Here is a 22,554-nt window from a genome sequence, read left to right on the forward strand (position 1 = left end):
CATTACTCCTTATCCAAACGCCCTACTAGTGACAACTCAAAGCTGGCTCCCATATATTTAAAATGAGGGCGAACCTGCATTGCCACTTGATACCAGCCTGGATCTCCTTCCACATCCAAAACCTGAATTTGGGCAGAACGCAGAGGACGACGGCTACGGACATCCGTTGGTGGATTTTCCTGATCGGCAATGTACTGTTTCAGCCAAGTGTTCAGTTCACGCTCCAAATCCTGACGCTCTTTCCAGGAACCAATCTGCTCGCGCTGTAACACTTTGATGTAGTGTGCAAGGCGGTTGATGATGAACATATAGGGCAGTTGAGTACCCAGTTTGTAATTGGTTTCAGCCATTTTCCCTTCGCGAGTATTCGGGAAAACTTTTGGCTTCTGGACTGAGTTGGCAGAGAAAAATGCCGCATTATCACTACCCTTACGCATTGTCAGGGTGATAAAGCCCTCTTCCGCCAATTCAAACTCACGACGATCAGTAACCAAAACTTCTGTCGGGATCTTGGCCTGAATCTGCCCCATTGCTTCGAACAGGTGAACCGGTAGATCGCTGACAGTACCCCCGCTTTGTGGGCCGATAATATTCGGGCACCAGCGATATTTGGCGAAACTGTCAGTCAAACAGGTTGCCAGAAGATAAGCGGTATTACCCCACAGGAAATGCTCATGATCTTTGCTGACATCTTCCTGATAGTTAAAGTTTTTAATTGGGTTTTCGACGGTTGAATAAGGTAAACGCAACAAGAAACGTGGTGTAGTCAGACCAAGATAACGTGAATCCTCCGATTCGCGCAGCGCACGCCATTTGGTGTGTGCAGGACCTTCGAAGACAGATTTCAGATCTTTAATCGCTGGCAACTCGGTAAAACTACTGATACCAAAGAAATCAGGCGCAACGGAAGAGAGGAATGGCGCGTGAGCCATTGCGCCAACCGCACTGACATATTGCATCAGTTTGATATCGGGTGAGCTATTGCTGAACGCATAGTTACCGATGACCGCTGCAACTGGTTCACCACCAAACTGACCATAACCTGTCGAGTAAACATGTTTGTATAAACCTGATTGGATGATTTCTGGTGAAAATTCGAAATCTTCCAGTAACTCTTCTTTGGTCGCATGGATAATGTTGATTTTGATGTTTTCACGGAAATCGGTGCGATCAACCAGCAATTTCAGTGAACGCCATGATGATTCCAGCTCTTGGAATTCTTTGGCATGCATAATTTCATCAACTTGAGCGCTGAGTGTCTTATCAAGCTCAACAATCATTCTATCAACGACAAGTTTGTTGACAGGTTCTTCGTTAGCACCGGTATCCAAAATGCTGCTGATAAAAGCGGCAACACCCTGTTTCGCGATATGGTAGCCATCATTTTCCGGCGTCATTCTTGCTTGAGACATGATCTCGTCAAGCAAAGAAGTCGTGGACCCTGGGGTTAATGTTGTACTGCTCTCTTCATGCAAGGACATGTTAAAAACTCCTTTTCAGTCAATTACTTTTGATTGACGATTTCAAGTTCTTTTAGAAGTTGTTCGCGGACTTTTTCATCACCCAATAATTCCTGTAGGCGGGTGCGAAATGCCGGAATATTTCCTAGTGGCCCTTTTAGTGCGACGAGCGCCTCACGCAGTTCTAAAAGTTTATTTAATTCAGGCACTTTCTTCGCCACGTTATCGGGTGAAAAATCATTGAGTGATTTTATTTCCAGGTTAACTGGCAGGTCATCTCCGTTATTATCATTAAGACGATTGGGGACACTAAAAGTGAGATTGATGTTGGCCTCATTCATCACGGCATTAAAGTTATTCTTGTTCACAGAAACAGCTTGCCGTTCTTCAATTGGCGTATCTTCTTTTGTTCCTTTGAGGTCACCAACGATAAGTAGGTTAAGGGGTAATTCAATTTCGGCGACTTGATCACCGGTATTCGGAACGTATTTGATATTAATCCTTTCTTTCGGCGCTACGCTACCTGAACTATTTTTACTCATATTTAAATCCTTTGGGTAATACAATTAGTCAATTAGGAATTATCTGATAACAATATTGATGAGAGAATTGCCCTTGATACCTACCTATATGTGACGGAGAACATAAAATTTCCCCTGACTAAAAAACGGGAGATTCACTGCATTGAGTTGGATAGTAAGCTGACTTTTATGAGCATATAGATAAATACGGAATTCAGAATATTCTTACTCATCGAGCAATAGCATCAATATAGATGTGCTCTGCAAAGCAGAGTTTCGCATTTTGTTTTTTTATTGTAAAGCTAAAATATATGTAGATATACCTCTCTATTTGGCCTTTTGATGATTTTATTTTATTTAGCAATAAGTTACATCCTGATTCTTTCTTAACTAAGCCCTTGTTTTAAGTACTCCATAATAGGTATAGAACAGCATGCGTTTTTTATATTTATGACATTTTGTGATTTTTTGTTTCATTATGTAACAAAGTATTTCTAAGTGTATTTTTGTTTACATTTTGTAAGTTAATTTAATAATGGAAATATTATTCCCATTATTAACCAAGTGGAAAAGTTTAATTTTTTGATCCAGTTATCAATTTTTAATTGAACAAAATATAATTTAGACATAAATCATAAAAATACTTTAATTTCATATAGATATGAAATTATAGCTAACAATCAAACTGGCATTTATAGTTGATTACACTTAAAATAAAGACAATAATAGAATCATTACTTTAAAATGGCATTAATTATAATATTTTTATTTGTTGGTGATGGTTCAATGATTTTGCAATTTATATTTTATTTTGAAACGAGCGGGTTGGTATTTATTATCCGTTACAGCGTTCAATACATTCGCCAGTGATTTTTCCCAACATGAAATAATCACTGTTGAAATTAATATGATCGCTACCTTAATGTTGACACAATCTCTATAAAGGATATTTCTATGCCAACTCCATGTTATATTTCCATCAATGGAAAAACACAGGGCAATATTACTGCGGGTTCATTCACTGCTGAATCAGTAGGCAATATTTACGTTCAGGGCCACGAAGATGAAATGCTGGTTCAAGCATTTGATCATGTCGTCACCGTACCCACTGATCCTCAATCAGGTCAGCCTTCAGGTCAGCGTGCTCATAAACCATTCCGTTTTACAGTTGCATTAAATAAATCTGTTCCATTGCTTTATAACGCGTTGGCTTCGGGTGAAATGCTGACGAGTGTAGTATTGAAATGGTATCGCACTTCTGTTGAAGGGAAACAAGAGCATTTCTTCACGACGCAGTTGGAAGATGCCACTATTATCGACATTGATTGCCAAATGCCTCATTGTCAGGACCCAACAAAATCTGAATTTACTCAGCTGGTTCGTGTTTCTCTGTCTTATCGTAAGATTAATTGGGAGCATACAACCGCAGGTACTTCCGGCGCAGATGATTGGCGTGCACCTATTGTTGCCTGATAGGTAATATAATCATTCAGCCAATGAAATATCTCTTCATTGGCTGAAAAGCTTAATTTTTCTTTATTTTAAGTTGAAGATTTTTAATAACTGTCTTCAACTTCTTTCAGCTTTTTTGATTTTTTTTCTTTCTCTCCCTTTCATTTTTTACACGTACTATTTAACGATATTACTTAATGCTCTCGATAACATTTGGTCATTTTTTCTGGCTTTTCTTTTGATTATTTTTCCATATAGTGAGTGTTAACATTTTTCAATCTCTGTTCCTGATTGGTGATTTCGTGAACATCAACATAAGATCTTGTATATTTAATTGTTCGTTTAATGTCTTGTTTTTTTAATTACACAATTCTTGTTGTTTGTAATTACGTAAATACTACTTATGATTTTCAGTGAAAATGCAGATAACATTACTCATTAAATATCACATTAGGTCCGGGCAGAATTTTTCACTTATCCTAAATTTTAATTAATATGATTAAAGGGATCGCTATACCCTATGGATTTCAAGGTGCATCGCGACGGCAAGGGAGTGAATCCCCGGGAGCATAGGTAACTATGTGACCGGGGTGAGCGAGTGCAGCCAACAAAGAGGCAACTTGAAGGATAACGGGTATAGGAGTAAAGGTGAGGAGTCTGACATTTTTGTCGCTAATAGGGCTATAATAGGGCCTTATCATCTGTCCCATCTACTGGGATGGGTTTTTAGTTGTCAGGTATTCTATCTGGCAATCAACCTATTCTCTGCTCTGGGGTCTGAAATTAATGCTAAGTTATCGTCACAGTTTTCATGCTGGTAATCATGCTGATGTACTGAAACACACTGTACAAAGCTTGATCATTGAATCTCTTAAAGAAAAAGAGAAACCTTTTCTCTATCTGGATACGCATGCCGGTGCGGGCCGCTATCAACTCAGTAGTGAACATGCTGAACGTACCAGTGAATATCTGGAAGGGATTGCCCGCGTCTGGCAGCGTGAAGATTTACCGCAGGAGTTGAACGCTTATATGAGTGCAGTAGCTGCACTGAATCAGAGTGGCAACTTACGTTACTACCCAGGATCGCCTTTAATCGCCCGCCATTTGTTACGACAGAATGATAAGTTCAATCTGACAGAACTGCATCCGAGTGACTTTCCTCTAATACGTAATGAATTCTCCCGTGATAACCGCGCCAGGGTTGTGCGTGAAGATGGTTATCAGCAATTAAAATCACAATTGCCACCACTGAGTCGCCGCGGATTCATTCTTATTGATCCACCTTATGAACTGAAATCGGATTACCAAGCGGTCGTACAGGCTATTCAGGAAGGCTATAAACGTTTTGCAACCGGTGTTTATGCATTGTGGTATCCAGTGGTGTTACGCCAGCAAATCAAACGACTGGTTAAAGAGCTGGAAGCAACTGGCATTCGCCGTATTCTACAAATTGAGTTGGCTGTCCGGCCTGATAGCGATCAGCGAGGTATGACCGCCTCTGGCATGATAGTGATTAACCCACCTTGGAAACTGGAACAGCAGATGAAATCGGTGTTGCCGTGGTTACATCAGGTTCTGGTGCCGGAAGGAATGGGTCACACCTTGGTTAAATGGGTGGTGCCAGAATAGCTTTTAACAATGGCAGCGAGAGCTAAAACCATCACGACTGCTTGATATTTTTTGCCATAATAGGCTTTGGGTATTAACTCCCTTGAATTGATTAGATGGAAACAATCCGGATGAGCAAACATTACGACTATATAGCGATTGGTGGTGGCAGTGGTGGCATAGCGTCAATTAACCGTGCGGCTATGTACGGGCAGAAATGTGCCCTAATTGAAGCTAAGGCATTGGGTGGAACGTGTGTCAATGTGGGCTGTGTTCCGAAGAAAGTGATGTGGCATGCAGCGCAAGTTGCTGAATCTATCCACCAATATGGGCCAGATTATGGCTTTGATACGACAATCAACAGCTTTAACTGGAAGACACTCATTGCCAGTCGCACTGCTTATATCGATCGTATCCACCAGTCTTATGGACGTGGCTTGGGCAACAATAAAGTTGATGTGATCCAAGGGTTTGCCCATTTTGTTGATGCACATACGGTTGAAGTGAATGGTGAAAAAATCACCGCAGATCATATTCTGATTGCGACAGGTGGCCGCCCTGTGCGGCCTGATATACCAGGGTCAGAATATGGTATTGATTCTGATGGTTTTTTTGCATTGGAAGAGATGCCAAAGCGGGTTGCGGTTGTTGGCGCAGGCTATATCGCCGTAGAAATTGCTGGTGTATTGCATGCTCTTGGTAGTGAAACTCATCTATTTGTGCGTCAACATGCACCGTTGCGTTCTTTTGATCCGATGATTGTTGAAACACTCTTGGAAGTTATCAATACCGAAGGACCTACTTTGCATACAGAATCGGTGCCAAAATCAGTAAGTAAAAATACGGATGGTAGCTTGACCTTGCAACTGCAAAATGGCAAAGAACAAACCGTTGATACCCTAATCTGGGCTATTGGCCGTGAGCCCGCAACGGATAATCTGAATTTGTCTGTAGCTGGTGTTGAGTTGAATGAAAAAGGCTACATCAAAGTTGATGAATACCAGAACACGAATGTGAAAGGTATTTATGCAGTAGGTGATAACACCGGTGCTGTGGAATTAACCCCTGTAGCGGTTGCAGCAGGTCGTCGTTTGTCTGAGCGCTTGTTTAACAATAAACCAGAAGAACATCTGGATTACACCAATATTCCAACTGTCGTATTCAGCCATCCGCCTATTGGTACTGTGGGGCTGACTGAACCTCAGGCGAAAGCGCAATTTGGTGAAGAGCAGGTGAAAACTTATCAATCTTCTTTTACTGCAATGTATACCGCTGTCACTCAACATCGCCAGCCGTGCCGGATGAAATTGGTATGTGTCGGGCCGGAAGAGAAGATTGTTGGCATTCATGGTATCGGTTTCGGAATGGATGAAATGCTGCAAGGTTTCGCTGTTGCATTGAAGATGGGGGCAACGAAGAAAGACTTTGATAACACGGTTGCAATCCATCCCACTGCGGCGGAAGAGTTTGTAACGATGCGGTGATATTGTTGAGTCCTATCGATAACATTTTTCTAAAGGCCGATTTCATTCGGCCTTTCTCTTATTAATCTCTCTTATCAGAGGTAGGTGTAAGGATTTGTGCACAAACGAATGAAACACACGGAAGCGTATATTGTTTGTGTGGATTTAATATTATACCTGTTCATTACAAGATGATTGACGTGGTTGGCTAAATGCTACAATCATCTTGTCATTCAATGTCTAATTCTTTAGCAAAAACTGTCGTAACCCCTTGATAGGGTGGGAATCAGTCACATTCAGTGAGCTTTTTTGAGGATTCAAATAAGGACTTAAATGTGGAAAAAACTCAGCAGCAAAGCCGAAGAGCTTTTCTCAGCCAAACGGGTAAATTCACTACCGCTTGTGCGGCGATTTCCTTGACCGGGGGGATAGTGCAGGCTATACCATCAACCACTGCCGCTAATACATCATTGATGCAGACTACCCTTATTGATAGCCATTACTATCTGAGAGATGTGCTATTGGAGGATGGGTTTGAATATAATGGCGATATTGTGATTGGCACACGTACCGCATTATATACATTGGAAATCAAAGATGGTCGGATCGCTGCAATCCATGCTGCGAGTGTGCTACTAAATACGCATTTGCCATGCTATCAAGCGCAGGGACAGCTGTTGTTGCCTACTTTCCGTGATATGCACATCCATCTAGATAAGACTTTCTACGGTGGTCCGTGGCAGGCACCGTTACCCCGCCAGGGTAAAACCATTATGGATATGATCGCTCAGGAACAAACTCTGATCCCCAAACTACTGCCTACTTCACAGCAACGAGCGGAGGGTTTGATCGCTCTGTTGCAATCCAAGGGCAGTACGGTAGCCCGTAGCCATTGTAATATTGATCCGGTTAGTGGTTTGAAGAGCCTGGAGCATTTGCAGTATGCGTTAGATAATCACCGTGATGATTTCAGTTGTGAAATTGTTGCTTTTCCTCAGCACGGTTTGCTGCACTCCAAAGTGGAGGGACTGATGCGTGAGGCGATGCAAATGGGGGTACAGTATGTTGGTGGGTTGGACCCTACTAGCGTGGACGCTGCGATGGAAAAATCACTGGATACTATGTTCCAGATTGCACTCGATAATAACGCTGGTGTGGATATTCATCTGCATGAGATAAGCCCAGCGGGTGTTGTTGCTATCAACTATATGATTGATACGGTGGAGAAGATATCCGCTTTGCGTGGTAAGGTCACTATCAGCCACGCCTTCGCCCTGACCGCATTGGATGAGGGGAAACTAGCAGAAACCGCTTCCCGTTTGGCGGAGCAGCAAATCACGATAGCTTCCACAGTGCCTATTGGTAGCTTGATGATGCCGTTGCCGCAACTCATGGCTAAAGGGGTATTTATTATGACGGGTACTGATAGTGTGATTGATCACTGGTCGCCGTTTGGCACGGGTGATATGTTGGAAAAGGCGAATTTGTACGCGCAGTTGTACCGTGGCTCAGATGAATTTCATCTTTCCCGCGCTATGGCTATTGCTACTGGCGGTGTGTTGCCGCTTAATGACCAGGGGCAGCGTATTTGGCCGCGGGTAGGTGATAAGGCGGAATTTGTCTTGGTGGCAGCGAGTTGTTCTGCTGAGGCCGTGGCACGTTTGCCTGCCCGTCAGGCGACGTTCCATCAGGGGCGTTTGGTGGCTGGTGTTGTAATCAGGTCTTGATCCAAAAGAAGTACAATCGGTCAATTATTCCCTTATCAATAGTTGTTTTTGGTCTTCTGCCTGTGTTTCGGGAGTTTTCACATGACTGGGCGCAGGCGGAAGTGACTTAACGTTCCATATTCAGCCATTCGACAATAAAATCAGCTACCTGTTCAGGTTGATTGATATTCAATTGTGGCAAAATAGTCTCCAATTTTTCATCACTGGCAACAGCAATCACATGTTGATCAAGAAGATCGCTTAATCGGTGGTTAAGAGTGTTGCGGTATAGAACGATCTTGTTGATTGGCTCATCTTTAAAACCTTCCACTAGAATCAAATCCAGTAAATTTAGATCAAAACGGCTGGCAAGATAGTTCAAATCTACTTTCATCAAATCTGGCGTTTCTGTCATTAACGCCCAGCGTTGTTGGTTGGCAACCAGAGTTTGTTCTGCACCGGCTTTGCGCAGTTCATAACTGTCTTTGCCCGGTTTATCCACATCCATATCGTGATGAGTGTGTTTTATCAGACCAACCCGGATTTGCCGTTGACGTAATAGTGGAATCACTTGTTTGAGAAGTGTGGTTTTTCCTGTTCCGCTATAGGCTGTAATACCTAGTAGCGGAAGCGGTTTGGTACTCATTTTTTGATCTCCTGTATATGCTCCCAATGTTGGCAATCTTCCGGTGTATTCAGATTAGTAAAGACGATGGGATTATCATCAAATTGAACGGCGATCGCTCTGATCTTATGCATAAACAGTATTAATTTGCGATCACCGTTAGCCAAATAATTTTCTAATTGAGAAGTCAGACTGCGGTGTAGTAAAGCGATGGTAGGGTGAGCCCGGTTGCCATCATTTACATAGGCTGCCAATGCTTGCTGTTTTCCCTGCCATAAGCGAATGACTAAATCAGTAGGGAGATTTGGTACATCACAAGGAACAAATATAACCCAATCGTAACTAGCTGATTTTAGGGCTGTCAGTATGCCTGAAAGGGGGCCAGAGAAGTCTGGTGTTAAATCTGGAACAATTTGATAACCACTTTGTCGGTAAATATCCAGATTGCGGTTCGCGTTGATAATTAATTCATCTACTTGTGGAAATAGCTTATCCGCAATATGTTGGTACAGTGGTTTTTTATTTAAAAAAATTAACCCTTTATCATTGCCGCCCATACGGGTGGCGCGACCTCCAGCAAGGATTGCGCCGCTTATTTTTGGTTGCATAATGTTCAAGTTATCAACTGAGGTAGTTATTACCACTAATAATAACTGCTTTTCAGCTTGATTATTTGGGTTTAACTGAGCATTTTTAAAATAAGCTCACCAGATAACGTGCTGATAAAAGGGTCATCTTTACGCTTATTGACAGAGCAATCCTTTCTCTATGTGGTCATCCCTGTTAATTTGTATATAACCCTATGGATTTCAAGATGCATCGCGACGGCAAAGGAGCGAATCCCCGGGAGCATAGGTAACTATGTGACCGGGGTGAGTGAGTGCAGCCAACAAAGAGGCAACTTGAAAGATGACGGGTATAGCCGTTATTACAGATTAATCAAGAGAATAGAATGTGCTAACAAACCAGTCTGCTTTTAATTTCCGGGAATTAACACCGGATTTGATTATGGATGCATTGGTGCAGACCGGGCTGTATGTCGATTCCGGGCTGACAGAGTTAAACAGTTATGAGAACCGTGTTTATCAGTTTATAGATGAAGATCGTAAACGTTATGTTGTGAAGTTTTACCGGCCACTACGTTGGGATCAGCAGCAGATTCAGGAAGAGCATGATTTTGCTTTGGCGATACAACAAGCTGATTTACCTGTTGCGGCACCTTTGGTATTTAATAAGCAAACTTTACTGACTTTTAAAGATTTCTTTTTTGCTGTTTTTCCAAGCATTGGAGGGCGTCAGTATGAATCCGATAATCTCTTTCAATTAGAAGATGTAGGGCGTTTGCTAGGGAGAATTCATCAGATTGGCCGCCGGCAGAAATTCACTTCTCGCCCAACTATCGGGTTAAATGAGTATCTGCATCAACCACGACAGGATTTGGCTGCATGTGAATTGGTTCCTGCGGGGCAGAGAAGGCAATTTTTGGCGGTATTGGATGATTTGATAAATGTCGTAGTATCAAATTGGCGCGATGATTGGCAAATATTGAGGCTTCATGGTGACTGCCATCCGGGTAATATCTTGTGGCGTGACGAAGCTTGGTTTGTTGACCTTGATGATGCGCGTAACGGCCCAGCAATTCAGGATTTATGGATGTTGCTTCATGGCTCTCGTCAGGAACAGCTATTGCAGTTAGATACACTGTTGGAAGCCTATAGTGAATTTGCAGATTTTGATCCGAAGGAATTGCCATTGATAGAACCATTGCGTGCTATGCGGATGATCTATTATTTGGCATGGGTTACCCGACGTTGGCAGGATCCTGCTTTCCCCAAAGCATTTCCTTGGATGACAGATACCGATTTTTGGTTAAAACAGACGTCACTTTTTTCTGAGCAGATTAAGTTGCTACAGGGCTCACCTTTGCAGCTTAACCCGATGTATTAATGTTTATCATGGAGATAGTTATGAAGAAGTTGTGGTTAGCTTTAGTCGGAATGGTGATGGCATTTAGCGCATCTGCCGCCAATTTTACCGAAGGAAAACAGTATGTTGAATTGAAATCTCCGGTGGCGGATCAACCACCGGTGCTAGAATTCTTCTCTTTCTATTGCCCCCATTGTTATCAGTTTGAAGAGATTTTTAAAGTTCCTCAGACGGTGAAGCAGCATTTACCGGAAGGGACAAAACTTGTTCGTTATCATGTGGATTTTTTAGGGCCACTGGGTAAAGAATTGACTACTGCTTGGGCTGCGGCAATGGCAATGGGTGTTGAAGACAAAGTGACCCCGGTACTGTTTGAGGGTATTCAGAAAACACTGGCTATTAAGACTCCGAATGATATTCGCAATGTTTTTATCAAAGCCGGGGTGACGGCTGAGGATTATGATGCTGCCATGAGTAGTTTTGTGGTGAAATCCTTAGTTGTTAAGCAGCAAAAAGCCGCTCAAGATTTGCAACTGCGAGGTGTACCGGCAATGTTTGTTAACGGCAAGTATATGGTGAAAAATGACGGCATTGATGCCACTTCTGCTGATAACTATGCGAAATCCTATTCAGACGTTGTTAACTTCTTGTTAAACCAGAAGTAATACTTTGACATCTAAGAGGGTATCTCCTCCACCTTCGCACTTCGTGACTCGGGAGGGGGGATTCCCCTTAGTGGGCGACAGTCTGATTGCTCAGGTGCCAATTTTCTGCTTTTGCCAGTTTTCGTCACAAAATACAGGCGGAAAATATTCAGTGAAGTGATTTGGAGTTACTCATTAGGTAACATTCGGCTAATGATAGCTTGGAATGTATTCCCCTCCCTATTATCAATCAATTCAATATCTGGGTATGCTTTGATTGCACGTTTAATACCACTTCCCAAGCCTCTGTATGGCAATACCTTAGAAGCAAATGAAGCCAAGATTGGGTTGCGAATATTTGAGTTCCCCATCTTGATGTTCTCAATGGTTAAATTATTGGGTAAATGGCCGGGGCTAATAATTTCAATTCGATCTGCAAAAACCAGCACTTTAACGGGGGCTGACACAAAGTAATCGCGATGAATAAGCGCATTGGAAATCAGTTCTTCTAAAACAATCCTCGGGATTTCAGGCTCGCCAAGTGAGTTAAAGCTTTGCTTATTTTGAATATGTCGGATATTTGCCAATACAAACCCCAGCACCTTTTGGAACACATCCGACAGCTTGCCATTGATATCTTGACTATCAATATAGTGCTCATCTTCAATATCCACGCCGGGGAAGGCAACAGCCTTTACGATAAAAACAGGAAGGCGAATCTGAGGCCGCGATGCAAACAACAAAGTACCACAAATATTCAACTGACCATTTTTAGCCAAATTCATATTCTCTAAAAGCTGAGAGCGAGATACACCTTGTTCCTCAACCCTCTCGCCGTATTCCCCCTCAAAAAAAGAATCAAAGAACTCTTGATCGATGTCGGCTACTGACGTACCACTTACCGGTGTCTCATCTGCATGAATCAGTGCCGCCTCCTGAAACATTCGCTGCAACTCTTCGCGAGCGGTCACCCTTCGCTTATCAGAACCATTTTTCACCCAAACATAGCCCTGAGTATCCATATAAGGTTTACTGATGCCTTGCTCTATATGTACTGCAATGACCAAGCCATCGGGGAGTTGAATGTTTTCCGTAACAGGATTTATTGGGGGGCGAACATTATTTGTAGCAGCATTCGCTATGACTTGATTAATTCGACCGATATCTTCTCTCGTCAATCCAGATCGAGACCCATCGCCATTGTTAACACCAATGAGAATTAAGCCTCCAGTACCATTGGAAAACGCTACCATTTCGGCACCCAACGAAGATGCATTGTTGACGTCTGCTTTAAATTGATGACGGCTATCTTCATCACGTGCAATTATTGCTAAGAGCTCTTGGGTTTCCATGCTTCATATACCTGTTTACGTTTCTCGAAGGCTTCTGCACCGCCTTCCATAATACCGACTATACGCTGCTGAACATCCGCGCAGTCAATGCTGCCACTGACAATATCAATATGATCATCCTGATATTCACAGGCGATGACCTGCTCAGCATCGCCTAACACTGGAATGTTGGCGTTATGAGTGGCAAAGACGAACTGCGTTTTTGGCTTTAACTCACGAATGAGCTTGATAACATCGTCATAGATAGTCTGGTTATCCAAGTCGTCTTCTGGCTGATCGATGATCACAACATCATTTTCTTGTTGGCTTAGAACAAACAGTATTAATGCAGATGCGCGCTGCCCTAATGAATGATGAGCCAGAGCCTTACCATGGTATTCAATGGTGAAAATATTTGGCACCTGCCAAGTCAGCAAAGCGTCTAGATTATCTTCAAAATACTGCCAGAAGGTATCGAATGAACCACCAACCAGCAATTTCAACTTATCCTTTTCTCTCCATGCCGCACCAAAATCGCTGAACTCGTCCACCACTGTTTGCAATGTAGCTTCTCGAATACGGCTACCGCGGTACAAATCTTGAATATGCTTGAGCATGGCCGCTTTGTTATCTTTAAATTTCGGCACAATTTTTAACGGCGAATCCACTCGATTGATTTTATTCAGCACTTGCTCAATAGCGCAGTATTCTTCAAACCAAAGGCTATTCAGTTGAACCAATTCCCGTTCAACTCCTTGATTCAATTCCGCATATTGCTGCTCACTCTTGGCCAATACAGCCAGCATTTGCTCAGCCTGATCGAGCAGACTTTTAAGCTGCTTAAACTCTTGCGGACTGATTGCTTGTGCACCCGCTTGTTGAAATTTACTGGCTAACTTGCGCTCGATTTCTGCAAATTCTTCTTTCAGCGCTTGTTTTTGTTGTTGAAAGCTCGCCAACTTTTGCTGCAATTGCTGAACTGTCGCTTGGTCACTTCCAGCCACTTGCTTAATTTCATCAAAGCCAGTGAGCAACTGTTGATAGACCGCAAAAAAGTCATCAAAAAAAGGCTGATTCTGTGCTGACTTATACAGAATTTGGTTTTTCAGTTCATCTTCAAAACTGGCAATAAAGCTGTTTAGCTCAGTCAGATAATGCTGTGCCCCTTGGATCACCTGCTGCGCTTTGCGCTCATCCCGATCAAAATCAATCTGCTTTTGCAGTTTGGCTTCTACGCCGTGTTGTTGGTAAAACCTTAACTTAAATTCGACATCCTGCTTTTTTTGCAGCCACTCTTGTTTCTGCAAGGCATCACGGGTTAAACGTTTAATTTGATCAATAGCATCCACTACGCGCTGACGGCCTTGCTCTATCTTTTGGCGAACAGGAATTAAAGCTTCCCCAACCAGCTTTTCAATGAGGTCTTTTTCAAACCCAGCGCCAGTGCTCGACAGGTCTTTTTGACCAAAGTAAATGGGTTGATGTAGGACGGTTTCTCGAATCGACACACCCGGCTGTAATTGCCCGTTAACATATACATCAGGACGTTCACCTAATATACGACGTATTTGGTAAAGCTGGCCTCGCCGGTCAATCGCGTCGATAGTGATCTTTCCGCCACTGCATAGCAGATGCTTTACTAAACCTTCTTTGTATTCAACATCAGAGGACTTATCGCCAAACGGGATATTCAGGGCATAGCGAATGCCTTCCAATACGGAAGATTTGCCACTGCCACGAATACCAATCAGAGTATTCAGTTCCGGTGATAGACAGATTTCAGTGCCACCCAAGGTGCCCACACCTTCAAAACTGATTTTACGAATAAACGAATGGCGATAGATAGGTGGCTCAGCTTGTACACGGGATCTCTTATCCCGCAAGGCAAATTTTACAGCCTCAAAGCTGAACGCGCCGAGTTTGAGATAACTGCTTTCCTTTCTGGCCGACATATCGGCAAGGTTCTTGGCGTCGCAACCTTCCACTTCGGCAGGATATAAGTCACCCAGTGCTTGCTGGATCTTAGAGCGCTCATCTCGGGTGCGAACCTTTTGGAATGCCAAAGCTCTGCATCGAACAGAAGCATTGTCGAAAAGTTCTTTTATCCGGCCTGGCGTTAAACTACCCCATAAACCGTTGGGTGCTTCCACATGAGCAAAAACTAAAAAGTAGTCTTTGTGATAACCATCCAAAGTTTTAATGGTTTCGAGAATATCGTGATTCGAACACTCATTTTCCTGCTTAAAATTAGCTTGCTTGGCAAAGGTCACATTGAGAAAGTCCTGGATATAATTTTTTTGCTCCTTGTTACTTATCCACTCATCGGAAAACACCACTAGGGTATGTACACCCGCTTTCCCATCTTTTACCGAGAGTTCAATACCGGGCAGTAAACCAATGCCGGATTTTTGGGCCTTTTTGCGCAGACTCTTAAATTCAGGCATATCGAATTTGTTATGGTTGGTAATCACACCAAGGCCAATACCGGCATCTTTTAGCGAATGTACGTATTGATTTACGTAGTCGTTATCTGCACCCGTGTATTTGAACTCTTTATCCGCACAGGTATGGAGGTGAAAATCCGTCTTGAGCCACCGGCTGCCATATTCAAAAGTATCGTCACCCATTAATACCCCCTTCCAAAAATATTTTGTTAAAGAAGATTCGTGTCAAGACCAGCAGCTTTAAGATGAGGGGTCAAATTACGCATTTTACTAAACTCCGCGCCGAAGCTTGGGTGAAGACTTACACCTTCACAAAGCTCCCTCGCTGTAATGTGTTTTAATTCGTCGGCATGCTTGAGCATTTGCAAATGTAACTCAACCGTAAACTGGTTTCTTGGCGCTTTGTCAAAAGCAAGCTTTATGCGTCTGTAAATCTCGTTTTCATTCATATTTAACACTACTAATGTGCTTATATAAAGGACATAAAAAAGCAAGAATTGACATTGAAATCGAATAACTTCTGGTAAGACAAAAGTAAGTTACATCACAAACGGCCTACCCACCAACTATTACACAAATGAGCATAGAAACTGAAATCATAAGATACCGTCTTTCCAACCTCAGGTTGAGTTATCAAAACCAGGCCGATTGTAGTGGAATGATCATTCCGGGCGTCAGCAGAAACGAAAACGAGAAAGCACACTGGCCATTCTGGCGGGCTTATCACTGTTGCTAAACACATTACAACTATCGGCGGGAATACCCCTTCTCTTGGAGGAAAAGATGACACTGAAATAGAATGACATAAGCATGTGCCGGAGTGAGAACCTTTGGCACAATGCGTGTCAGAAAGACTTTTTTGTAAGACAAACTCGGGTTATATCCACAACTCTGTGATCTATAAGGAAATATGACAGTTTAATGACTAAGATTATAAGTCATTGATTTTTTACCTGAGGTTGATAAGTTTTTTTTATCAACTATCGATACCTAAATAAAACTTGTAATATCTATGCACAAAGTTATCCACAGAATTTATAGCAGGATGTGAATATCTGAATCGGGTTTCAGTAAAGAAAATTCACATAAAATTCGTTTCCTACTTCTTGCTGTGGCATCCTATTTCCTTATACACCCGTAACAGATACAGATAATAAAGAATATTTATGGCTCAGATAGCAGACAATCCCCTGATTTTGGTTGATGGCTCCTCATACCTTTATCGTGCTTATCATGCTTTCCCTCCGCTGACAAATAGCGCAGGAGAGCCGACCGGAGCAATGTATGGTGTATTGAATATGCTACGCAGCTTGATAATGCAGTACAAACCAAGCCATGTCGCGGTGATATTTGATGCTAAAGGCAAAACTTTTCGTGATGAGTTGTTCGCTGAGTATAAGTCTCATCGTCCTCCTATGCCGGATGATCTGCGTACTCAAATAGAACCGCTACATCAGATGGTCGAAGCTATGGGATTACCATTGCTGGTGGTGCCAGGAGTAGAAGCTGATGATGTTATCGGGACTTTGGCGTTACAGGCAGAAAAAGAGGGGCGTGCAGTACTTATCAGCACTGGCGATAAAGATATGGCGCAACTGGTCACTCCAAATATCACGCTTATCAATACCATGAATAACACCATTTTGGGGCCGGAAGACGTCGTTGAAAAGTATGGTGTGCCGCCAGATCTGATTATCGATTTTCTGGCATTGATGGGAGACTCTTCTGACAATATTCCTGGCGTACCTGGGGTGGGAGAAAAAACCGCACTGGGATTACTGCAAGGGATTGGTGGCATGGATGATATCTTTGCCAATTTGGATAAAATTGCCGGGCTCAGTTTCCGTGGGGCGAAAACGCTGGCGGATAAGATGGTGCAGCATAAAGATGTCGCTTATCTCTCCTATAAACTGGCAACTATCAAAACAGATGTTGAGTTGGATAAAACCTGTGTTGCTTTGTCAGTCAAAGAGCCTGATACGGAGAAACTGCATCAGTTGTTTTCTCGTTATGAGTTCAAACGCTGGTTAAGTGATGTGGCAAACGGCGATTGGCTGGCAGAGAAAGGCAAAAAACCGGTATCCACTGGTAATGATGAATCATCTCCGACGGAAGATAAATCTGTTGCGGCCACACTCTCTTCTGATAATTATCAGACTATTCTTGATCAGCAAAGCTTTGATGAGTGGATTGAGAAGTTGAAAAAAGCGCCTGTTTTTGCTTTTGATACTGAAACTGACAGCCTTGATACTTTGACTGCTAATCTGGTGGGGGTGTCATTTGCAATTTCTGCCGGCGATGCGGCTTATCTACCGCTAGGCCATGACTATCTGGGGGCGCCTGAACAACTTGACAGAGAAGTTGTGTTGGCTGCATTAAAACCGCTACTTGAAGATAGTAGCCTGCTGAAAATTGGTCAGAATATTAAGTTTGATCGTGGTGTGTTGGCGCGTTACGGCATTGAACTGCAAGGCATTGCTTACGATACCATGCTGGAATCTTACATACTTAATAGTGTTGCAGGTATGGGTCGGCATGATATGGATAGTTTGGCTGAACGTCATCTGAATCATAAGACCACGACTTTTGAAGAGATTGCTGGTAAAGGTAAAAATCAGCTCACTTTTAATCAGGTCCCGGTAGAGCAGGCCGCAATGTACGCCGCAGAAGATGCAGATGTCACTTTATTGCTGCATCAGGTTATGTGGCCGCAATTGGAGAAAGCGCCGACGCTAGAAAAGGTATTTCTGAATACAGAAATGCCATTGGTCATGGTGCTTTCCCGTATGGAACGTACAGGTGTGCTAATTGATGCAAATATTTTGGCTGAGCATTCAAAAGAGATCACCGTCCGTCTGGATGAGTTGGAAAAAGAAGCACATGAATTGGCAGGTGAGGTTTTCAATCTGGCTTCGCCAAAACAGTTACAGACGATATTGTTTGAAAAATTGCAATTGCCGGTGGTAAAGAAAACGCCAAATGGTGCGCCATCCACTAATGAAGAAGTATTGGAAGAGTTGGCAGATACCCATGCATTGCCGAAAGTGATCTTAGAGCATCGTGGGTTGGCAAAATTGAAATCTACTTACACCGATAAATTACCACAGATGGTCCATCCGCTGACCAAACGGGTGCATACTTCTTACCACCAAGCGGTAACGGCAACTGGGCGTCTTTCTTCACGTGATCCTAATTTGCAAAATATTCCTGTCCGTAATGAAGAGGGCCGTCGCATTCGTCAGGCATTTGTGGCACCTGAAAGTTACCGGATTATGGCCGCTGACTATTCTCAGATTGAGTTGCGGATAATGGCCCATTTATCTCAAGATCAAGGGTTGTTGAAAGCTTTTGCTGAGGGGCAAGACATTCACCGGGCAACGGCGGCGGAAGTCTTTGGTTTGCCACTGGAACAGGTAACCAGTGAGCAGCGCCGTAGTGCTAAGGCGATTAACTTTGGTTTGATCTATGGCATGAGTGCATTTGGTCTTTCCCGTCAGTTAGGTATTCCTCGCGGTGAAGCGCAACGCTATATGGATCTCTATTTTGAGCGCTATCCGGGGGTATTGGCGTATATGGAGCGTACTCGTAAACAAGCGGAAGAGCAGGGTTACGTTGAAACGCTGGATGGCCGTCGTCTTTATCTGTCAGATATCAAATCTCGCAATGCCATGCGCCGTAAGGCAGCAGAGCGTGAAGCTATTAATGCGCCAATGCAGGGAACTGCGGCGGATATCATCAAAAAAGCGATGATTGCGGTAGATGACTGGATTATCAATGAAGAACCGAAAGTTCGTATGATTATGCAGGTTCACGATGAGCTGGTATTCGAAGTCCATGAGTCACAACTTGAATATGCAGAACAGAAAATTCGTGAATTGATGGAGAAGAGTATGGTGCTTGATGTTCCACTGAAAGTAGATGTAGGTATCGGTGACAATTGGGATCAGGCGCACTAATATGCCAGTTTGATAAGTGATAGGCTGAGCTAATACAGTTAAGAATATCAGCAACTGCGTTGGGACATTGGTTCTTCCTGATGCCAACGCAGTATGTTAAGTTTTTCCTCTCTTTGACGATCTAACATGTTAAGTGATTATAAGCCATGTGCAATAATGCATTAGTCATATTCACCATGCGCTACAAAATCTCCGCCTCCCCAGCCGACTCTCTTGCCGTTTGCTCGCAAGGCTGAAAAAATAGACGTTTTCTTCCCATTCTAATGGAGAGTTATTATTGTGATTTGTACCTGATGAAGCACTATCTTAGATCCAGATCGCATAAATATGTAATTAAACTACATTTAATGTTGTCAAAATGAGCAAAATTCTGGGCTGAATCGAGATAATTTCTGAAAATAAATTACAAAAAGGCTTTTTCTAATAAATAAAATAGGGTAGAGTTATTGGCGTAGGGTACAGAGGTAAGATGTTCTATCTTTCAGACCTTTTACTTCACGTAATCGGATTTAGCTGAATATTAGCTGCCCCAGTCAATTTCGACTGGGGCATTTTTTTCATCTGCATTTAATTGGTGGGAATGAAAAAGACTGTATTAACTATGGTTTTCAACTAACTATGGTTTTCAACTTGAACGGCTTTCTGGCTGAACCATATATCCAGCTTCTGTTGTAGTTTATCGATACCGATTTTTTTCGGGGCTGAGAAATATTCCACTTGAATATCCCCATTCAGCGCGAGTAAGGTGTCACGAACCTTATTCAGTTGACTTTTACGGGCGCCAGATGCCAGTTTGTCGGCTTTAGTCAATAACACCATAACCGGTACTTGCATTGCGACTGCCCATTGGATCATCTGCTGATCAAGATCTTTCAATGGGTGACGGATATCCATCAGTACGACCAGCCCGATCAGGCATTCACGTTTTTGCAGATATTCACCCAATGCTTTTTGCCATTTGCGTTTCATCTCTTCTGGTACTTCGGCATAGCCATAACCCGGTAAGTCAACCAGGCTAATACCTTCTTCTACTTCGAATAAATTGATGAGTTGAGTTCGGCCAGGCGTTTTACTGGTACGGGCGAGGCTTTTCTGTTTCGTCAGAGCATTCAGAGCGCTAGATTTACCTGCATTTGAGCGACCGGCAAACGCGACTTCAATGCCCATATCTTGAGGCAGATGGCGAATATCAGGTGCGCTCGTGATAAAACGGGTCATATGATAGTTGTGGTTTTTGATGGTCAAAATGATTATCTCCCTGAGAAATGCGCCGAATATATGGCAAAGAAGATTATACCGATAGCCACTGTTGGTTGACAGGATTAAAAATAATGACATATTTCTGATGGGTTGAACCAAGCTTGCTATTTTGTTACTGATGACGCTCGGTTTATGAAATAAAATCTAACCTGTTATTGAAAAGATACATTTTTCTTCAAAGTACCTATCGATTGATAGCGTAAATGTAGGTAAATATTAAGCACGATGTTGAAGAGATTATTAGAATTGATTCAGTTTGTGTTGTTGACCTTAATAATATAGGAACCCAGAATGTTTAAACGTATTTTAGTAGCACTTGTAACTGCATGCTCTCTGAGCGCAATGGCGCCTCTGGCTTTGGCGGTGGGAGAAATCCACGTGAAGCTGACAACAACGGAGGGTAATATTGAACTGGAATTAAATAATCAGAAAGCTCCAATTACAACGAAAAACTTTATTGAATACGTCAATGAGGGTTATTACAACAATACAATCTTCCATCGGGTAATCCCTGGATTTATGGTGCAAGGTGGTGGTTTTACCAAAGATTTGCAGCAAAAAGCGACTAAAGCTGCTATTAAAAATGAGGCAGATAATGGACTGCGTAATTTACGCGGAACTATCTCTATGGCACGTACCGCTGATAAAGACAGCGCCACCAGCCAATTTTTTATTAATGTAGCGGATAATGCTTTCCTTGATCATGGTCAGCGTGACTTTGGTTATGCAGTATTTGGTAAGGTTGTAAAAGGCATGGATGTTGTGGATAAAATTTCTCAAGTCAAAACGGAAAACGTTGGTCCATATCAGAATGTACCGGTTAAACCTGTTGTTATTCTGTCGGCGGAGATTATTCCTTAATTTTTTCCTCTCACTTTGGCTGTGGCAGTTTCTGGTCTTCCGGTTAACTCTCATCAGATTAACAAACTGGCCTGCATTAAATGAAGGCCAGTTTCGCCATTATTCATATATCTTTTGGGTAAATTCTTTATTTACTTCGGTTCGTGGATAATATCTGTCTTTGTAACATTTTTTCTCTTTACTCTCACAGTGTACCCCATTACTTAAAGTGTAAGATGAAAAATCAATATATTGCCCATCACCAAACTCTTTTTTCAGGCGTCCTGCGGCTCTTTTCCCTAAATACCTTTCGGTTAATTTTAGCGATAGCCCTTGTTGATCAGCGCAATATTTTCCTTTTTTATCACAAACCACCCCTTTTTCCGGGAAGAAAATGTTAGCAGTTTTAGTAACAGCCAGCGTGGAGAAGGACAGTGAAAAAAGAGATGCTATAATCAGTTTTGTCTTCATAACAATTACCTTTACTTATTGAATATCAAAATAGAGCATATGTTTTGTAGGGTATGAGAGATAAGTTGATTAAGGAAAAAACAGCCATTGATTTTGTTGTACTATGCTACAAATATTGATGTGCTATGATAGCCGCCCCGTTGTCGCGAGGCCGTTTTACCTGGAGCCAGTTGTGCAGGATAAACAAATTGCAGGAGTGGCAGGGCAACAAATACAGCGATAAAAATGAGTAGGATAGACTCCTATGTTACTAATAATAGATAACTATGATTCTTTTACATATAACTTATATCAATATTTTTGTGAATTGGGTATGGATGTTTTAGTTAAGCGTAATGATGAACTGCAACTTGAAGATATTGAGAGATTGATGCCCACTCATCTGGTGATTTCCCCAGGCCCTTGTACCCCAAATGAAGCTGGCATTTCTCTGGCTGCGATTTCTCATTTTTCGGATAAGTTGCCGATTCTTGGTGTTTGTCTTGGACATCAGGCAATTGGGCAGGCGTTTGGTGCCAGCGTGGTAAAAGCCAGGGAAGTGATGCACGGGAAAACTTCTGCTATTCACCATAATCAGCAAGGTGTGTTCAAAGGGCTTAACCGGCCATTAACCGCGACTCGTTACCATTCATTGGTCATTGCCGCAGAGACATTACCAGCCTCATTTGAAGTCACCGCATGGAGCCAGCATAACGGCAATGTCGATGAAATTATGGGCATTCGTCATCGCACTCTACCGCTGGAAGGGGTGCAGTTCCACCCTGAAAGTATTCTCAGTGAGCAAGGTCACCAGTTGCTGAGCAACTTTCTGAGATATTAACCAGATACCGATAATTTCTTCATTTAT

20 protein-coding genes are annotated in these 22,554 nt (G+C 42.6%); 11 read left to right on the forward strand and 9 right to left on the reverse strand.

Going from position 1 to position 22,554, the window contains the following annotated elements:
• Positions 1-2: 2 nt before the first annotated feature.
• Together tssC and tssB are read right to left on the reverse strand one after the other, a co-directional pair.
• Positions 3-1,481, reverse strand: coding sequence for a type VI secretion system contractile sheath large subunit (gene tssC / locus ACGF49_RS11315; RefSeq protein ID WP_387491009.1), 1,479 nt, complete (start codon positions 1,479-1,481; stop codon positions 3-5).
• A 23-nt stretch (positions 1,482-1,504) separates the two neighbouring features.
• Positions 1,505-2,002 carry a type VI secretion system contractile sheath small subunit gene (tssB, locus tag ACGF49_RS11320; RefSeq protein WP_113043127.1) on the reverse strand — a complete coding sequence of 166 codons (498 nt, stop codon included), beginning with the start codon at positions 2,000-2,002 and terminating at the stop codon, positions 1,505-1,507.
• A 933-nt stretch (positions 2,003-2,935) separates the two neighbouring features.
• On the opposite strand from tssB, the gene ACGF49_RS11325 reads away from it, so the two are divergent.
• The 5 genes from ACGF49_RS11325 (at position 2,936) to ACGF49_RS11345 (ending at position 8,231) form a co-directional block, all read left to right on the forward strand.
• Positions 2,936-3,454: an Hcp family type VI secretion system effector gene (locus ACGF49_RS11325; RefSeq protein WP_113043126.1), complete on the forward strand. Its 519-nt coding sequence runs from the start codon at positions 2,936-2,938 to the stop codon at positions 3,452-3,454.
• Between the two features lie 560 nt (positions 3,455-4,014).
• The gene (locus ACGF49_RS11330; protein ID WP_146748106.1) at positions 4,015-4,254 is read left to right on the forward strand and encodes a hypothetical protein; all 240 of its coding nucleotides are present in this window, start codon (positions 4,015-4,017) and stop codon (positions 4,252-4,254) included.
• Positions 4,220-5,062, forward strand: a complete 843-nt coding sequence (locus ACGF49_RS11335) for a 23S rRNA (adenine(2030)-N(6))-methyltransferase RlmJ (protein WP_113043125.1) — start codon at positions 4,220-4,222, stop codon at positions 5,060-5,062. The genes ACGF49_RS11330 and ACGF49_RS11335 overlap by 35 nt, the downstream gene beginning before the upstream one ends.
• Before the next feature lie 110 nt (positions 5,063-5,172).
• Positions 5,173-6,525 carry a glutathione-disulfide reductase gene (gene gorA / locus ACGF49_RS11340; RefSeq protein ID WP_113043124.1) on the forward strand — a complete coding sequence of 451 codons (1,353 nt, stop codon included), beginning with the start codon at positions 5,173-5,175 and terminating at the stop codon, positions 6,523-6,525.
• Between the two features lie 314 nt (positions 6,526-6,839).
• Positions 6,840-8,231: an amidohydrolase family protein gene (locus tag ACGF49_RS11345; protein ID WP_113043123.1), complete on the forward strand. Its 1,392-nt coding sequence runs from the start codon at positions 6,840-6,842 to the stop codon at positions 8,229-8,231.
• A gap of 106 nt (positions 8,232-8,337) precedes the next feature.
• On the opposite strand, the gene mobB is transcribed toward ACGF49_RS11345, so the two are convergent.
• Together mobB and mobA are read right to left on the reverse strand one after the other, a co-directional pair.
• The gene (mobB, locus tag ACGF49_RS11350; protein ID WP_113043122.1) at positions 8,338-8,856 is read right to left on the reverse strand and encodes a molybdopterin-guanine dinucleotide biosynthesis protein MobB; all 519 of its coding nucleotides are present in this window, start codon (positions 8,854-8,856) and stop codon (positions 8,338-8,340) included.
• A complete protein-coding gene (mobA, locus tag ACGF49_RS11355) occupies positions 8,853-9,443 on the reverse strand; it encodes a molybdenum cofactor guanylyltransferase MobA (RefSeq protein WP_191214884.1) in 591 nt (196 codons plus the stop codon). Before mobA ends, mobB begins: the two co-directional genes overlap by 4 nt.
• A 138-nt stretch (positions 9,444-9,581) precedes the next feature.
• Here mobA and ACGF49_RS11360 point away from each other — a divergent pair, with 138 nt between their 5' ends.
• The 3 genes from ACGF49_RS11360 to dsbA are packed head-to-tail and all read left to right on the forward strand — an operon-like array spanning position 9,582 to position 11,426.
• On the forward strand, positions 9,582-9,815 hold the full coding sequence (locus ACGF49_RS11360) for a hypothetical protein (protein WP_271859688.1): 234 nt from the start codon (positions 9,582-9,584) through the stop codon (positions 9,813-9,815).
• A gap of 28 nt (positions 9,816-9,843) precedes the next feature.
• The gene (locus ACGF49_RS11365) at positions 9,844-10,782 is read left to right on the forward strand and encodes a serine/threonine protein kinase (protein WP_223121452.1); all 939 of its coding nucleotides are present in this window, start codon (positions 9,844-9,846) and stop codon (positions 10,780-10,782) included.
• Positions 10,783-10,802: 20 nt separating this feature from the next.
• Positions 10,803-11,426, forward strand: coding sequence for a thiol:disulfide interchange protein DsbA (gene dsbA, locus ACGF49_RS11370; RefSeq protein ID WP_387491015.1), 624 nt, complete (start codon positions 10,803-10,805; stop codon positions 11,424-11,426).
• Positions 11,427-11,593: 167 nt separating this feature from the next.
• On the opposite strand, the gene ACGF49_RS11375 is transcribed toward dsbA, so the two are convergent.
• From ACGF49_RS11375 to ACGF49_RS11385, 3 genes are read right to left on the reverse strand one after another with little or no spacing between them, the layout of a single operon-like run.
• Positions 11,594-12,757 (reverse strand): RNA-binding domain-containing protein, encoded by a 1,164-nt coding sequence (locus ACGF49_RS11375; RefSeq protein ID WP_228900376.1) that lies wholly within the window; start codon positions 12,755-12,757, stop codon positions 11,594-11,596.
• Positions 12,736-15,363: a TrlF family AAA-like ATPase gene (locus tag ACGF49_RS11380; RefSeq protein WP_113043118.1), complete on the reverse strand. Its 2,628-nt coding sequence runs from the start codon at positions 15,361-15,363 to the stop codon at positions 12,736-12,738. The genes ACGF49_RS11375 and ACGF49_RS11380 overlap by 22 nt, the downstream gene beginning before the upstream one ends.
• Positions 15,364-15,389: 26 nt before the next feature.
• Positions 15,390-15,629, reverse strand: coding sequence for a transcription factor (locus tag ACGF49_RS11385; protein WP_113043117.1), 240 nt, complete (start codon positions 15,627-15,629; stop codon positions 15,390-15,392).
• A gap of 717 nt (positions 15,630-16,346) precedes the next feature.
• Between ACGF49_RS11385 and polA the strand changes: the two genes are divergently transcribed.
• Positions 16,347-19,136: a DNA polymerase I gene (gene polA / locus ACGF49_RS11390; protein ID WP_387491019.1), complete on the forward strand. Its 2,790-nt coding sequence runs from the start codon at positions 16,347-16,349 to the stop codon at positions 19,134-19,136.
• 612 nt (positions 19,137-19,748) lie between these two features.
• Here polA and yihA read toward each other — a convergent pair.
• On the reverse strand, positions 19,749-20,381 hold the full coding sequence (gene yihA / locus ACGF49_RS11395; protein ID WP_112878135.1) for a ribosome biogenesis GTP-binding protein YihA/YsxC: 633 nt from the start codon (positions 20,379-20,381) through the stop codon (positions 19,749-19,751).
• A 306-nt stretch (positions 20,382-20,687) separates the two neighbouring features.
• On the opposite strand from yihA, the gene ppiA reads away from it, so the two are divergent.
• Positions 20,688-21,257, forward strand: coding sequence for a peptidylprolyl isomerase A (ppiA, locus tag ACGF49_RS11400; RefSeq protein ID WP_112895450.1), 570 nt, complete (start codon positions 20,688-20,690; stop codon positions 21,255-21,257).
• Between the two features lie 99 nt (positions 21,258-21,356).
• Here the strand turns inward: ppiA and ACGF49_RS11405 are convergent, their stop codons facing one another.
• Entirely contained in the window at positions 21,357-21,707 is a 351-nt protein-coding gene (locus ACGF49_RS11405; protein ID WP_112895451.1) for a YcgJ family protein, read from the reverse strand.
• A gap of 244 nt (positions 21,708-21,951) precedes the next feature.
• Between ACGF49_RS11405 and ACGF49_RS11410 the strand changes: the two genes are divergently transcribed.
• Positions 21,952-22,527, forward strand: a complete 576-nt coding sequence (locus ACGF49_RS11410; protein ID WP_113043115.1) for an aminodeoxychorismate synthase component II — start codon at positions 21,952-21,954, stop codon at positions 22,525-22,527.
• The last annotated feature ends 27 nt before the right edge of the window (positions 22,528-22,554 follow it).

Origin of the sequence: Photorhabdus sp. RM96S, assembly GCF_042879335.1 — a bacterium.
GTDB lineage: Bacteria > Pseudomonadota > Gammaproteobacteria > Enterobacterales > Enterobacteriaceae > Photorhabdus > Photorhabdus kayaii.